At 71.2% G+C, this 13,925-nt stretch carries 11 protein-coding genes; 2 read left to right on the top strand and 9 right to left on the bottom strand.

Features of this window, described 5'->3' with window-relative positions; translation table 11 throughout:
- Window positions 1-15: 15 nt before the first annotated feature.
- Together E1289_RS31085 and E1289_RS31080 are read right to left on the bottom strand one after the other, a co-directional pair.
- Complete coding sequence (locus E1289_RS31085) at window positions 16-957, bottom strand: D-alanine--D-alanine ligase (protein ID WP_131986583.1); 942 nt, start codon at window positions 955-957, stop codon at window positions 16-18.
- An 86-nt stretch (window positions 958-1,043) separates the two neighbouring features.
- Window positions 1,044-2,336 carry a PLP-dependent aminotransferase family protein gene (locus E1289_RS31080; RefSeq protein WP_243713266.1) on the bottom strand — a complete coding sequence of 431 codons (1,293 nt, stop codon included), beginning with the start codon at window positions 2,334-2,336 and terminating at the stop codon, window positions 1,044-1,046.
- Between the two features lie 293 nt (window positions 2,337-2,629).
- On the opposite strand from E1289_RS31080, the gene E1289_RS31075 reads away from it, so the two are divergent.
- A complete protein-coding gene (locus tag E1289_RS31075; RefSeq protein WP_131986581.1) occupies window positions 2,630-3,247 on the top strand; it encodes a GNAT family N-acetyltransferase in 618 nt (205 codons plus the stop codon).
- 398 nt (window positions 3,248-3,645) lie between these two features.
- On the opposite strand, the gene trxA is transcribed toward E1289_RS31075, so the two are convergent.
- Entirely contained in the window at window positions 3,646-3,960 is a 315-nt protein-coding gene (gene trxA / locus E1289_RS31070; RefSeq protein WP_131986579.1) for a thioredoxin, read from the bottom strand.
- 148 nt (window positions 3,961-4,108) lie between these two features.
- Window positions 4,109-5,062 (bottom strand): thioredoxin-disulfide reductase, encoded by a 954-nt coding sequence (gene trxB / locus E1289_RS31065; protein WP_131986577.1) that lies wholly within the window; start codon window positions 5,060-5,062, stop codon window positions 4,109-4,111.
- 342 nt (window positions 5,063-5,404) lie between these two features.
- On the opposite strand from trxB, the gene E1289_RS31060 reads away from it, so the two are divergent.
- Complete coding sequence (locus tag E1289_RS31060; protein WP_131986575.1) at window positions 5,405-5,977, top strand: dienelactone hydrolase family protein; 573 nt, start codon at window positions 5,405-5,407, stop codon at window positions 5,975-5,977.
- Window positions 5,978-6,022: 45 nt separating this feature from the next.
- On the opposite strand, the gene E1289_RS31055 is transcribed toward E1289_RS31060, so the two are convergent.
- The 5 genes from E1289_RS31055 to E1289_RS31035 all read right to left on the bottom strand — a co-directional run bounded on the left by E1289_RS31055 (window position 6,023) and on the right by E1289_RS31035 (window position 13,551).
- Window positions 6,023-6,787, bottom strand: coding sequence for a zf-HC2 domain-containing protein (locus tag E1289_RS31055; RefSeq protein WP_131986573.1), 765 nt, complete (start codon window positions 6,785-6,787; stop codon window positions 6,023-6,025).
- A complete protein-coding gene (sigM, locus tag E1289_RS31050; protein WP_131986571.1) occupies window positions 6,784-7,407 on the bottom strand; it encodes an RNA polymerase sigma factor SigM in 624 nt (207 codons plus the stop codon). The genes E1289_RS31055 and sigM overlap by 4 nt, the downstream gene beginning before the upstream one ends.
- 168 nt (window positions 7,408-7,575) lie before the next feature.
- On the bottom strand, window positions 7,576-9,180 hold the full coding sequence (locus E1289_RS31045) for a protein kinase family protein (RefSeq protein ID WP_131986569.1): 1,605 nt from the start codon (window positions 9,178-9,180) through the stop codon (window positions 7,576-7,578).
- Between the two features lie 194 nt (window positions 9,181-9,374).
- On the bottom strand, window positions 9,375-11,072 hold the full coding sequence (murJ, locus tag E1289_RS31040) for a murein biosynthesis integral membrane protein MurJ (RefSeq protein ID WP_243713265.1): 1,698 nt from the start codon (window positions 11,070-11,072) through the stop codon (window positions 9,375-9,377).
- 43 nt (window positions 11,073-11,115) lie between these two features.
- Complete coding sequence (locus E1289_RS31035) at window positions 11,116-13,551, bottom strand: DUF6049 family protein (protein ID WP_131986567.1); 2,436 nt, start codon at window positions 13,549-13,551, stop codon at window positions 11,116-11,118.
- Window positions 13,552-13,925 lie beyond the last annotated feature (374 nt).

Below are 13,925 nucleotides of genomic sequence, written 5' to 3'. Positions count from 1 at the left end.
GGGGGCGGGGGAGGTTCAGGTGAGGCGGGCGGAGAGTAGGTCTCGGCAGACTTCGCCCAGGTCTAGGTCGGCTCCGCTAATGGCTCTGGGGAAGAGGCTCGTCTCGGTCATGCCGGGGGCGACGTTGACTTCGAGGAAGTGGACTTCGCCGTCGGAGGAGACGATGAGGTCGGTACGGGAGAGGTCGCGGAGGCCGAGGGCGCGGTGGGCCGTGACGGCGGCGGCGGTGGCGCGGGCCGTGGCGTCCGGGGTGAGGCGGGCCGGGGTGATGAACTCTGTATCGCCGGCGTCGTAGCGGGCGGTGTAGTCGTAGCGTCCGCCGGGGGCGACGATCTCGACGGCGGGGAGCGCTGTGGGGACGCCGTCGCGTTCGATGACGCTGACGGCGACCTCGGTGCCGGAGACGTACTGCTCGACGAGCGCGGAGTCGCCGTAGGCGAAGCAGCCGACCATGGCGGCGGAGAGGTCGGCGGCGTCATGGACGACGGAGGCGCCGAGAGCCGAGCCGCCCCGGGTGGGCTTCACGAACAGGGGCAGGCCGAGGCTGCGGATGATTCGGTCCAGCACGGACGCCGCGCCGAGGTCGTGGAAGATCTCCTTGGGGAGCGCGACCGACTTGGGGGTCCGGAGGTCGGCCCGGCGCACCACGGACTTGGCGGTGGGCTTGTCCCAGGCGACGCGGCAGGCATCGGGACGGGCGCCGACGTAGGGGACGTCCAGGAGTTCGAGGATGTCCCGGATCGAGCCGTCCTCACCCGCCGCGCCGTGCAGGACGGGGAACACCGCGTCCGGCGGGTCCTCGGTGAGGGAGTCGAGGAGTGTGGCGTCCGCGTCGCGAAGTTCGACGGGGATGTCGAGGGCGCGCAGTGCGTCCGATACTCGGCGGCCTGAGCGGAGCGAGACCTCCCGCTCGTAGGAGAGGCCCCCGGCCAGGACGACGACATGCCCGAGTTCCACTGGTTGGTACTCCTCTACGTGACGGGGTGCGAAACGAAAGCGCCGGCCTCCCGGTCGCCGAGGCCGACGCGTTTCACGTGAAACATTCAGACGACGTCCGGACCGGGAGCCTGGAAGCCGGTGGAGCCGTCCGTGACGGCCTCGCCGAAGATGTCCCGGAGCCGGATCTCATCCTCCACCACTCCCGCGAGCCGCCGGACGCCCTCGCGGATCCGGCCTGGCTCGGGGAAGCAGTAGGAGAGCCGCATGTGGCGGTGGCCGGTGCCGTCGGCGAAGAAGCCCGTCCCCGGGACGTACGCGACGCGTTCGGCGATCGCGCGGGGCGCCATGGCCTTCGCGTCGAGGCCCTCGGGAAGCGTCACCCAGACGAAGAAGCCTCCGTTGGGACGTGTCCAAGTGCAGCCGTCCGGCATGAGCTGCTCAAGGGAGTCGAGCATCGCGTCCCGGCGGGCCCGGTAGAGCTCACGGAAGTCCTTGATCTGCTCCCGCCACGGCTGCGTGGCGAGGTACTCCCGGACGGCGAACTGGGAGAAGTTCGACGGGCACAGGATCGCGGATTCGGCGGCCAGCACGAGCTTGGCCCGGACGGCGTGCGGCGCCAGCACCCAGCCGACGCGGAGGCCGGAGGCGATCGTCTTGGAGAACGAGCCGAGGTAGATGACGCGGTCCGGGTCGTCCGCGCGCAGCGCCCGCATGGGTTCGCCCTCGAAACCGAGGAGCCCGTACGGGTTGTCCTCGACGACCAGCACGTCGTATTCGGCGCAGATTTCGAGGATCTGCGCGCGGCGCGCGGTGGTGAGGGTGACGCCCGCGGGGTTCTGGAACGTGGGGACGGAGTAGAGGAACTTGACCGAACGTCCCTCCCGGCGCAGCCGCGCGAGGGTCTCGCGGAGCGCGCTGGGAATGAGGCCCGCGTTGTCGAGGGGGACGTGCACGACGTCCGCCTGATACGACGCGAACGTGCCGAGCGCGCCGACGTAGGAGGGCGCTTCGGCGAGGATGACGTCGCCCGGGTCAACGAAGATCTTGGTGATGAGGTCGAGCGCCTGCTGGGCGCCGACGGTGACGACGACGTCGTCCGCGGACGCCTGGACGCCTTCGAGGGACATCACCTCGCAGATGTGCTCGCGGAGCCGCTCGTCGCCCTGCGCGGAGCCGTACTGCAGGACGTCCGCGCCCTTGCCCGCGACCAGCTCCCCGACCATCTCACCGACGGCGTCGAGGGGGAGCGCGGAGACGTACGGCATCCCCCCGGCGAGTGAGACCACCTCGGGACGAGCGGCCATCGCGAACAGAGCCCGGATCTCGGAGGGAACCATGCCGGCGGCGCGCGCGGCGTAGCGATCGGTGTAGGCATCTGTGCGCGAGTGCTGTTCCACGAGGCACCTCCGAGGTGGACTGGCTTGCCCTGCAAACTACGCCATCGGCGGGGGCGATCCGGCGCGGACCCTGGTGCGCCGTCTCGGTTCGTCCCCTCGCCGCGACGCCCCGGGCGGGCGGTCCCGGCACAAGATCCTTGCCGGGCGCGCCATCGGGGTAGGAACCCCCTGTCCGATACGATGCCCGAGGACCCCGGAATGTTTCCGGGGATTTCCGCGAGTGGCGTTCCGCCCGAGAAGCCGACGGCCCGGCCCGGCCGCAGGTTTCGATCGCAACAGGGGGTGCCGACCCGGTGTCGCGTCGTCTGGTCAACATCACGCTGGACAATCTCGGCGATCTGCCGCACCGATGCCGCGGCTGCGTGTTCTGGGAACTCGACCCGGTCAGCCGGGACCGGGCGCTGGAGACCGGTGACTCCGCCCTGGAGAAGGAGGCGTGGACCTCCTCGACGCTGCTCGAATGGGGCAGCTGCGGAAAGATCGTGTACGTGGACAACGTCCCCGCGGGGTTCGTGATGTACGCGCCGCCGCTGTACGTCCCGCGCTCGGTGGCGTTCCCGACGAGCCCCGTCAGCGCGGACGCGGTGCTGCTGATGACCGGGCACATCCTCCCGGAGTTCGCGGGCGGCGGGCTCGGCCGGATGCTGGTCCAGGGCGTCGCGAAGGACCTCACCCGGCGCGCGGTGAAGGCGATCGAGGCGTTCGGCGACCTGAAGGGCGAGGAGGGCGGGTGCATGGTGCCCGCCGACTACCTGCTGTCGGTCGGCTTCAAGACCGTCCGCCCGCATCACCGGTATCCGCGGCTACGGCTGGAGCTGAAGTCGGCCCTCTCGTGGCGTGAGGACGTCGAGGTGGCCTTGGAACGCCTCCTCGGCTCCATGACCCCGGAAGGCGCTCTACGACCCGTCTAGGACTCTCTCAGCCCTACGACGACGTTCCTGCGTCACCCGCGTCCGATCACCCTCCCCGGCGCGGGTGTTTCTCCCGGGCGGGTTATCCACAGGACGCGTTTTCGCTTCCCCATGTCTTGGTGAGGCTTGACGATGAAGGTAAGCGGGTCCGCCCCCTGGGTGGGCGGGGCACGCTTTTCGGGAACACGCTATTGGGACACGCTTCTGGGGCATGCGGGCCTCTGGGGCATGCGTGCTGGGCAAGGCCGCGTCCTCCGAAGACGCACTCTGGGACGAGTGCTGTTCGGAAACGCCTGTAGCCCGGAAACGCCTGTAGCCCGGAAACGCCTGTAGCCCGGAAACACGTGTGGCCCGCGCTCCTCGGGGAGTGCGGGCCACACGGCGCGGTGACGGTGGGGTCAGATGAACTCGGAGAGGTCCTTCAGCAGGGCCGCCTTGGGCTTGGCGCCCATGATCTGCTTGACGACCTCGCCGCCCTTGTAGACGTTCATCGTCGGGATCTGCATGATGCCGTACTTCTGCGGCACCTGCGGGTTTTCGTCGATGTTGAGCTTGACGATCTCGATCTTGTCGCCGTGCTCCTTGGAGATCTCCTCCAGGATCGGCGCGACCATGCGGCAGGGGCCGCACCACTCGGCCCAGAAGTCGACGAGAACGGGCTTGTCGTTTTCCAGGACCTCGGACGTGAAGTCGGCGTCGGTCACGGCTTTCATGGTTCTCCTTCTGTTCTCGCGCGCAGGCGGGACTCCGCGCGTGTCTGGCGGTCGTGTCCGGAGGCCGGACGCGGGTGGACCGGGCTACCGGGCCTCCGGCGCACGAGAAGCGTCCGGCGGTGACGCGGTGATGCGGTGATGCGGTGGCTCAGGACTGCGGGACGTTGTCCGCGGCGTCCTGGTCCTGGAGCCACCGCTCGGCGTCGATGGCGGCCGCGCAGCCGGTGCCGGCGGCGGTGACGGCCTGACGATAGATGTGGTCGACCACGTCTCCACAGGCGAACACGCCGGGGACCTTCGTCTTCGTGGTCGGGGCGTCGACGAGCAGGTACCCGTCGGTGTCGGTCTCCAGCTGGCCGGCGAAGAGCTCGCTGCGCGGGTCGTGGCCGATCGCGATGAACAGGCCGGTGACCTCCAGCGCGGACGCCTCACCGGTCTTCGTGTTCCGGACGGCCACGCCGGTGACGCGGTCGTCGCCGCTGATGCCGGTGACCTCGCTGTCCCACAGGAACCTGATCTTCTCGTTGGCGAACGCGCGCTCCTGCATGATCTTGGAGGCGCGCAGCTGGTCGCGGCGGTGGATCACGGTGACGGAGCGGGCGAACTTGGTCAGGAAGATCGCCTCTTCCATCGCGGTGTCGCCGCCGCCGACGACGGCGATGTCCTGCTCGCGGAAGAAGAAGCCGTCACAGGTCGCGCACCAGGACACGCCGCGTCCCGACAGGCGCTTCTCGTCCGGCAGGCCCAGCTCCCGGTACCCGGAGCCGGTCGCGACGATCACGGTCCTGGCGAGGTAGGTCTCGTCGCCGACCTTGACGACCTTGGGGTCCGCGGTGAGGTCGACCTCGGTGACGTCGTCGGTGATGAGCTCGGCGCCGAATCGCTCGGCCTGCTTGCGCAGGTTGTCCATGAGGTCCGGGCCCAGGATGCCGTCCGGGAAGCCGGGGAAGTTCTCCACATCGGTGGTGTTCATCAGGGCGCCACCTGCCGTCACCGAACCCTCGAACACCAGCGGTTTCAGGTCGCCGCGGGCGGCGTAGACGGCGGCCGTGTAGCCCGCGGGGCCCGATCCGATGATGATGACGTTACGGACGTCGCTCACTGTTCTGCGCCTCTCCTCCATGGCCACCTGTGCAGCTAGTCGCGTCAACCGATCCTAGGCCCCGCTGATTCCCGCCACGTCGGCGCGGCCATCGCGGCTCCCGTGGCGTCGCCTTCCACCGCCGGCCACCGCGGTGCGATCGCGGCGGCGCCCCGTCTCGCCGCCCGGCGGGCTCGCTGCATGATCAGGTTCTCGCAGGCTCGAAACCTGCTGTGCGTGCAGGACCGGCCGGCAAGGACGGCGTTGCCGCTTCGGCCCCGCCCCAGCGCGTGGGGGTGTGCTCCTTCGGACGTGATCGCGATGGGCCGGGCCGTCACATGGTTTGGTCATAAGGTGTGGGGCATGGCGCGTGTTCTGCTTCTCCACTCGATGTACGGGTTGCGGCCGGCGGTGCTTCAGGCGGCGGAGCTGCTGCGCGGGGCCGGGCATCAGGTGCATGTTCCCGACCTCTACGACGGGCGGGTCGTCGACACGCCCGAGGCGGGCATCGAGATCAAGGAGGAGATCGGGCGGGACGAGCTGCTGCGGCGTGCCGTGGCGGCGGCCGCGCCGCTGGTGAACGAGGGCGGCCTCGTGTACGCGGGGTTCTCCCTCGGTGGTTCGCTCGCCCAGAACCTCGCGTTCGCGGACGCCAAGGCCGGTGGGCTGCTGCTGATGCACGGCACGTCCGACATGGCGGACGACGTCTCCACCGACATCCCGGTCCAGCTGCACGTCGCCGATCCCGACACCTATGAGCCGGTCGACTGGCTGAACGCCTGGTACCTGCGGATGCGCCGCGCGGGCGCGGACGTGGAGATCTTCCGCTACCGGGGCGCCGGGCACCTGTTCACCGACCCGGACCTGCCCGACCACGACGCCGAGGCCGCCGAACGCGCCTGGACGATCGCCCTAAACTTCCTGGATTCCTGCTGACAGCGCGGGCGGCGGTTCTGCAGCGGCGGGGTCTGCAGCGGCGGGTCAGGTGTTCTTCAACGTCTTCAGGACGCCCGGGTCGCCGGCGGAGCAGTCCGGGCCGACGACCCAGATGTTCCACTTGCCGGATCCGTCGCCGCGGGCGGCGATGACGTAGGCGGGCTTCCCTTCGTAGGCGGCCTGGTCGACGAGTTCGGGAGCCGTCCCCTGGGTGACGGCGGAGACGCAGCCCCTGAGCCGCGGGCCGGCCGGGTCCGTCGCGCCGACCTGCCGGCCGCTGTCCAGGAGCTCGGCGACCTGCGAGCCGAGCTCTCCGGCCCGGTAGTCGGTGCCGCTGCGGGCGACCTTGAAGGCCGGTGCGGGCGGTGGAACGGCCGCCTTCGGCCCCACCTCGGCCGAGCCGGCGCTGTCCTGCTGCGCCGGGGTGTTCGCCGCGCCGTCGTCGCCGTCCGCCCCGTCCAGGGCGATCGAGCCGACCGCCGCTCCGCCGCCGGCCACGATCACGGCCGCGGCGGCGACCGAGAGTATCCGCCAATGCCGCCTTCCGCGCCGCTGCTCCATGCTCACCACGGTGGCCGTGTTCAGCGACTCCGCGGCGATCGCGGTGTCGATGCGCTCGGCCAGTTCGGCGGGCATGGACGGCACGGGTGCCTCCGCCAGGATCCGGGACACGTCCGCAAGGTCGGCGGACAGGTCACGGCAATCGGCGCAGGTATCGAGGTGCGCGCTGACGGAGGCGGCTTCGTCGTCTTCGAGCAGTCCCTCGGCCAGGTCGGCCAGGACGTCGTAGTCAAGATGTGCGGGGTTCACTTGGGCATGCCACCTCCTTCCACACCTCCGACGTTTTTGTGTTCCCGTCGGTTCCGGTGATGCACGAGAAGCGGCGCGAGCCTGGCGCGACCCCGCGCGCACCGGCTCTTGATCGTTCCGGGCGGTACCTCCATGACCTGCGCGGCGTCGTCGACGGAGTAGCCCATCATGTCGACGAGGACGAGGGCGGCGCGCTGCTCGTACGGGAGCTGCTGCAGCGCCGTGGTGACGTCGAGGGAGACGCCGTGCGCGTCGGTCGGGTCGGGCATCTTCGGCGCGACGGCGTCGAACGTGGCGTCGTCGCCCATCGGCGTCGCCGGGCGGACGGACTTGCGCCTGATGCGGTCCAGGCAGGCGTTGACGACGATCCGGTGCAGCCAGGTGGTGACGGCGGCGTCGCCGCGGAACCGTGCGGCGGCGCGGAACGCCGAGAGGCAGGCGTCCTGCAGCGCGTCCGCCGCCTCCTCCGGGTCGCCGATGGTCCGCAGCGCGACGGCCCACATGCGGTCGCGGTGGCGGTGCACGAGTTCGGCGAACGCGTGCGGATCCCCTTGGGCGTGGCGGGCGAGGAGCTCCTTGTCGGGCACCTCGTCGACGCGACGCGTGCTCACCGATGTCATGGGCGGCCGCTTTCGTGTTCTGGACGCCCGGTCGGTGCGGGGCGTCCACGACCGGCTGCTGGGGAATGCACCACAGGTTCCTGGGGGCGAGGGGACAATCTGCTCACAGGCACGATACAGACATGCGCCACTCCACGTCACAGCTCAGCGGCACGGTAACGAGGGAGTTCAGCCCGCCGCGCCGTAGACGGTGACCTCGCCCAGCCTGCCCTTGGCCGGGGACGTGGGGAGCTTGGTGAACCAGACGAGGACGTACTGCCCGGTGACGTGGGGGTTGGCGGTGATGGTGATCTCGTCGCCGTTGGGCGACTGCTGCCCCACCGTCTTCAGGCCGCTCAGCGACTGGGAGTCGCCGACCTTGACCTGCAGCGTGCCGCCGCTGACCGGCGAATGGATCTTGACGTTGGCGATCTTGACCGGCTTGCCCATGTCGAGCAGGACGCCGAGGCCCTTGGAGTAGTTGCCGAAGTTGGCGTCGGCGTACCGCTGGGTCGACCAGTCGCCGCTCGGCCGGCCGTCGATGACCGTTTCGGTGTCGCGGCCGATGGCGGTGTCCTGGTTGGTGGGGCGCGAGTCCTGGAAAGGGGTCGCGCCCTGCGCGTCCAGCTTCACCACGGACGGCTTCGGCTGCGCGCTCTGCTGGCCCGGGTCGGTGGCGCCGCCGTCGTTCGGGTCGTCGCCGCCGCTGGACAGTGCCCAGACGCCGATGCCGACGATGACGGTGAGCGCCGCCGCGGCGACGCCGAGGAGGGCACGGTTGCCGAGGGGCCCGGAACCGGTGCCGCTACCGTGGGCGCCACGGCGGGCCGGTGTCGTGCGGGTGGACGAGGACGCCGACGGCGGCGCGTAGTCGGCGTGCTGGGCGCGCGTCCGCGGCGGTGGGACGTGCGAGGCGTGGCTCCGCTCGCGTGCGGACGGCTGGTCCGGCCGCGTCGTCGTCGCCGTCGCGCGGCGGGGAGCGGCGGGCCGCGGGGCCGGCGGCTGGGCGTTGCCGAGCCCGGCGAACAGCGGCAGCGGGGTCCGGGGGACGCCGCGCAGCGCCTTGGCCAGGTCGGCGGGGGACGCGATCGGCTCGGCCCGGCCGATGCCGAGGCAGCGGCACACGATCGCGTCGACCGCCTGCGAGATCCCGGCCTGGACTTGCCGGGGCGCGTACGGGACGCCGTCGGCCCCGGGCGCGGCGGGCAGGGCGGACCCGCTCTCGTCGCCGGGCCAGTGCGCGGTGAGCGCCGCGTACAGCATCCGGCCGAGGCCGCGGACGTCGTCGCCGCCGGGGTCGTCGGAGTGCAGGTCGGCGAGGACGGCGTTGGTCGCGACGCCGAGGAGCTTCACGGTGCCGCCGGTCGTCCAGACGAGGTCGCGGGGCGTGAGGCACAGGTGCGACAGGCCCGCGGCGTGCGCGGCGGCGATGGCCTCGGACGCCTCGTACAGCAGCGTCGCGGCGCGGCCGGGCTCCAGCGGCGCCTTGGCCAGCATCCCCTCCAGCGTCTCGCCGGCGACCCACTCGCTGACGACGTAGGCGCTCTCGCCGCTGTCGTCGGCGTCGAACACCTGGGTGAGCCGCGGGTCGGTGAGCCGGCTGGCGGCGCGGGCGGAGGTGACCACCTCGCCGATCCGGGGGAACTTCGGGTCGAAGGTGCGGACGGCGACGGCCCGGGCGAGGATCTCGTCGATGGCCTTCCAGAGGCTCGATCCGCCTGAGTCGCTGATGCGTTCCTCAAGCCGGTAGCGGCCGGCGAGACGTGTGCCGGGCTCGATGACGGACGTGCTCACGGCAGCGTCCTGCACAGGTGGTCAGATCCCATGTTAGTGGCGTGGCAGCTTACGCCTCCGACCCTCCTCTTTGCGTTCCCCAGGGTGTCGCCCCGCAAGCCGTAGTCCCCCACATGGTAGTGGCTACTCGCACGAGTGGCCCGCCTTATCGCCGCGCGTCCTTTTTACTTTGCCCCGCTTTCCGGGCGCGGAGGTCAGCGGCCGGGCAGTTTCCGGGCGAAGGTGGAGATTGCCGTCTGGATCTCTTCCACCCGCAGGAGCTTCGCGAAGACCAGGTACAGCGCGCCGCCGCCGGCGGAGCCGACGACCAGCGTGACGAGCGCGGGGACCAATGTGGAGGTGTCGCCGAGGGCGTCGGCGACGGTGTGCGCGGCGTAGGCGAACCCGATCAGCGGCCAGAGCGCGACGGCCAGCTTCAGGTGGCCGCCGACGATGCGGCGACCGTCGACGCCGCCGAGCTTGCGGCGCAGCACCAGCCAGCAGGTCAGGGTGCCGACCACGTTGGTGATCGCGAACCCGCCGGCGATGCCGACCACGATCCATTCGACGTCGAGGACGTTGTAGGCGGTGAACGCCATGATGATGTTGGTCGTGACGGTGACCATGCCGATCAGCGCCGGTGTCCTGGTGTCGCGGTGGGCGTAGAAGACCCGCAGCATCAGCTGGTAGATCGAGAACGGCACCAGCGCGATCGCGAACATCTGCATCACCCGCGCGATGACCAGGGCGTCCTCGGCCGAGGTGTTGCCGTGCGCGAACAGCACCGTGGTGATCTCCGGGCCGAGCACCAGCATCAGCGCCGCCGCCGGCATGATGATCAACGAGGAGAGCCGCAGCCCGGTGGAGAACGCGGCGCGCACGTCGGCGGTCTTGCCCTCGGCGGCGAACCGGCTCATCCGCGGCAGCAGCGCGGTGATCACCGAGACGCCGACGATGGCGTACGGCAGCTGGAAGAGCTGGTAGGCGTTGAAGTACGGCGTGTACCCGTAGCCCTCGCCGATGCCCTCGTCCACCGCGAGGTTTCCGGCGCGGTTCGCCAGCGCCGTCACGACGGCGAGCGCGGCCTGGGTGGCGACGACGTACACCAGCGTCCAGCCGGCCAGCCGCCCGACCTCGCCGATCTCGCCGCGCTGGAAGTTCAGGCGCGGCCGCCACCGGAACCCGACCCGGCGCAGGGACGGCCACAGCGCGACCGTCTGCAGCACGATCCCGCCGGTGGTGCCCAGGGACAGCAGCATCATCTGGCCGTCGGTGATGTCGGACGGGGTGACCGGCCCGGCCGTGATCGCCAGGAACGCGCCGCCGATGCCGATCACCACGAGGTTGTTCAGCACGGGCGCCCACATCGGGGCGCCGAAACTGCCGCGGGTGTTGAGGATCGCCCCGGCGAACGCGCCGACCCCGTAGAAGAAGAGCTGGGGCAGGAAGAACCGCGCGAACAGGATCGCGACGTCCCGCTGGTCGTCGGTGAAGCTGCCCGCCAGGATGTCGATGAACAGCGGCGCGCACAGCACCGCGACCACGGTGAGGACGCCGAGGCCGATCACCGCGAGGGTGAACACCCGCTGCTCGTACTGCTCGCCGTACTCGGGGTCGCGTTCCTTGGCCCGTACCAGCAGCGGGACGATGACGCTGACGAGGATGCCGCCGAGCAGCAGGTCGTAGATCTGGTTGGGGATCGTGTTGGCGGTGTTGTAGGCGTTGGCGAGCATCCCGGTGCCGAGCGCGGCGACGATGACCGCCGTCCGCAGGAACCCGGTGATGCGGGACGCGAGCGTCCCCACCGCCATGATCGCGCCGGAGCGCAGCAGGCCGCCGCCGCCCCCGGTCGCCTGGCCGGTGCCGCCCACCTTGGGGGGCTCCCCCGGGCCGCCGCCTGGAAGCGTGCCCACCGGCGGTTCCCCGCCGCCTCCCCTCCCGCCGGGGAGGGGGATGTCAATCGCGGTCTCCGCCGCGGGGTTCTCCGTCGCCGGCGGTGCGCCCGCCGCGCCCGGGGGAGTTCCCGTCGGCGGCGGGCTCGGGTATCCCGTCCCGGGGGGCTGCGGCGTCCATCCCGGGTGCCCCTGGCCCGGCGGCCCCTGGGGCGGTCCCTGTGGTGGGCCCGGCGGCGGACCCTGGGGGGCTCCCTGCGCCGGGTAGCCCTGCCCCGGGTGTCCCGGAGAGCCCGGGGGTGGGTAGCCCGGGCCCTGCGAGCCCTGCGCCGGGGAACCCGTACCCCGGCCCTCCCGTCCCGGGGGGCGTCCCTGCTGGTCCCACTCCGTCACCGGCTGCCTCCGCTTTCCGGCGGCGCCTTGCTCTGATGGCCCGCACTCCGACGCCCACGAAGAGTACGGCAAGTCCGCCACCGGTGATGAGCAGTGCGATACGCCCGTATCCGGTCGTGACGACCGTGATGGTCTCGCCGTTCCCGAGCGTCCGTCCGCCGGAGTTCGGGATCGCCAGGTCGAGGCGGACGCGGAAGTTCCCGTTGCCCGCCGCCTGCGCCGGAATCCACCGCTGCGCCCGCTCCCCGGGCCGCAGCTCGATGACCGCCTCCTCCGGGTCCAGTTGCGCGAGCTGGAGCTTCGCGGTGTTCTCGGACGTCGCGACGAGCCGCACCTTCACCGACTGGTTGTGCAGCGTGTTCTCCACGAGCACCGGAAGCTTGCCGGAGCTGCCCCCCATCAGCACCCGTTTGTTCTTCGTGGTGACGATGCGGACCCGGCTCATGTCGGTCTCGAGCTGATGCGTGAGCGCGTTGCGGGACTGCTTCGCGCGACCCGGCATCGCCCGCCACGACACCGACGTCAGGCGCAGCAGAGCGCGCTCGTAGGAGATGTTGACGTCGTTCGTCATCACCGACTGGAACGTCGCCGCGCGGCGGGCCAGCGCCCGGATCTGCGCGAGGTGCGCGTCCCCCACCTCGAACCGCTCGAAGGCGTCGGGGTAGCCGTTGAACGCCCTGACCTGCGGGGCGGTGGACTCGATCCTGTCCAGCGGCAGCTCGCGGAGCCAGGCCGCGTCCCCGGTGTACTTCAGCAGCTTCTCCGCGAGGCCCGGCGCCGGGTTCCAGTGCCGGTCGGGAGCGACGACCACGGTGCGCTGCTGGTTCGGCGCCTCCGCCGCGATCATCGCCGTCTCGGCGAGGAAGCGCTGCTCGGTCAGCAGCGCGCCGTAGGCCGTCCGCGACCCCTCGCTGACGATCTTGTTGAGTTTCTCGTCGAACAGCAGGGCGTCCTGCTCGCCCGCCCTCGTCCGCACCTTCGTGGCCGCGTTCGGCAGCTCCCCCGTCTGCGCGGGCTGGAACTGCGAGCTGCTCATCAGGAACGACCCGCCGTCCTTCAGCGCGTGCTCGGCGAGCCGTTCAAGCGTTCCAGGGCCGGCCGCGCCGAACGGCGGCCAGGCGACGTCCGCGTCCGCCGCCCGGCCGAGGACCTGTGTCGCGACACCGGTGTTGCGGGCGGCGAACGCGACGGCGATGTCGCGGGGCATCTTGTGGCGGATCAGGGCGACGACGTCGGGGTCGCCGTACGGCAGGGTGAAGTACGGGTCGCCCTTGGACGCGTTCTTCAGCGCCGCCAGCCACGCCGCCGCGACCGCGCTCTTCTCCTTCTTCGTCGCCTTCTGCGCGCCGAACGGCTCCACGGTGTACTCGCCGGACGCCATGCGCTGCGCGTCGTCCAGCAGGGCCGGGTCGATCCCCCACGTGACGGGCGTGTCCGTCGCGGCGGCGGCGTCGACGAGCGAGCCGAGCCGCCCGTCGGGCGACATGTCGCCGGTGAGCGCGTCGTCGAAGAACGTCTGGTCGTCGGTCCGGTGCATCCGGTCGACCAGCGGCCACACCCAGCTGACCGCCACCTGCTTGAAGTGCCGCTGCTTCGGCATGAACGTCAGGAACGTCGTCAGCCCGCCGACCACCTGCTGCGCCGAGTTCAGCACCTCGACGCCCACCGGGTACACGCCCGGGGCGCCGGCCGGGGCGTTCAGCCGCAGGGCCTTGGCGCTGGTCTGGAACGTCCATTTCTGCGTCGCGCCCGGGGCGGCCGCGCTCGCGAGCTGCTGCTGCGGGCCCACATTGGGCATCAGGTTCGGCTGGCCGGTCGCGAACTGGTCGAGCTGGCTCCGGCTGAGGACCGGCTGCGCGCTGTAGCGCAGCCGCAGCGTGAGCCCGCCGAGCTGCTCACCCGTACGGTTCTTCGCCAGCCCCGAGATCTCGATCCTGGAGTTGTCGCGGACCGTCTTCGGGCTCACCTTCGTGAGCGCGACCCCCACCTGTGCCCGCTGCAGCGCCTGCGCCGACGCCGTGGCCGGCGGCATCAGGGTCGTCGGCGCCGCCAGCGCGAAACAGGGCAGCAGGGCGGCCAGCGCGACCGCGCGTTTGACGCGTCTCACGCCGCATCCGCCCAGGCGCCGCCGAGCGCCGGGCCGACTCCACAAGCCGCACCGGCCACGCACCTGGCCGCCTCGGACCGGCGGGCATCCCTATCCCGCACCACGGGTGGAGTTTATGGCATTCCCCTCGGCGGTCAGGCCCTGGAGGGCCTTCCCTTCAACGGGCAATGCGCGCGATCGCTGCATCGCTCCGGCTCGCCCAGGGGCTCGCTGCGCGATCAGGTTTCTCGCTTCGCTCGACACCTGCCTTCGGACGCGATCGCAGGCGTTGAGGTCGTTGCGGGGTTGCGGTGCTGGCTGGGGTCGCCGTGTATGTGGGTGCCGTCGCGCGCTCGCGCGGCGGCACCCACATACACGGCGACCCCAGCCAGCAC

The organism is Actinomadura sp. 6K520 (assembly GCF_004349245.1).
Taxonomy (GTDB): domain Bacteria; phylum Actinomycetota; class Actinomycetes; order Streptosporangiales; family Streptosporangiaceae; genus Spirillospora.
This window is presented reverse-complemented; position numbering and strand designations above follow the sequence as displayed.

Bases quoted from the DNA above. Each gene is read 5' to 3' on its own strand.
- trxA (WP_131986579.1), bottom strand. From the start codon at position 3,960: ATGAAAGCCGTGACCGACGCCGACTTCACGTCCGAGGTCCTGGAAAAC.
- E1289_RS31060 (WP_131986575.1), top strand. From the start codon at position 5,405: ATGGCGCGTGTTCTGCTTCTCCACTCGATGTACGGGTTGCGGCCGGCG.
- sigM (WP_131986571.1), bottom strand. From the start codon at position 7,407: ATGACATCGGTGAGCACGCGTCGCGTCGACGAGGTGCCCGACAAGGAG.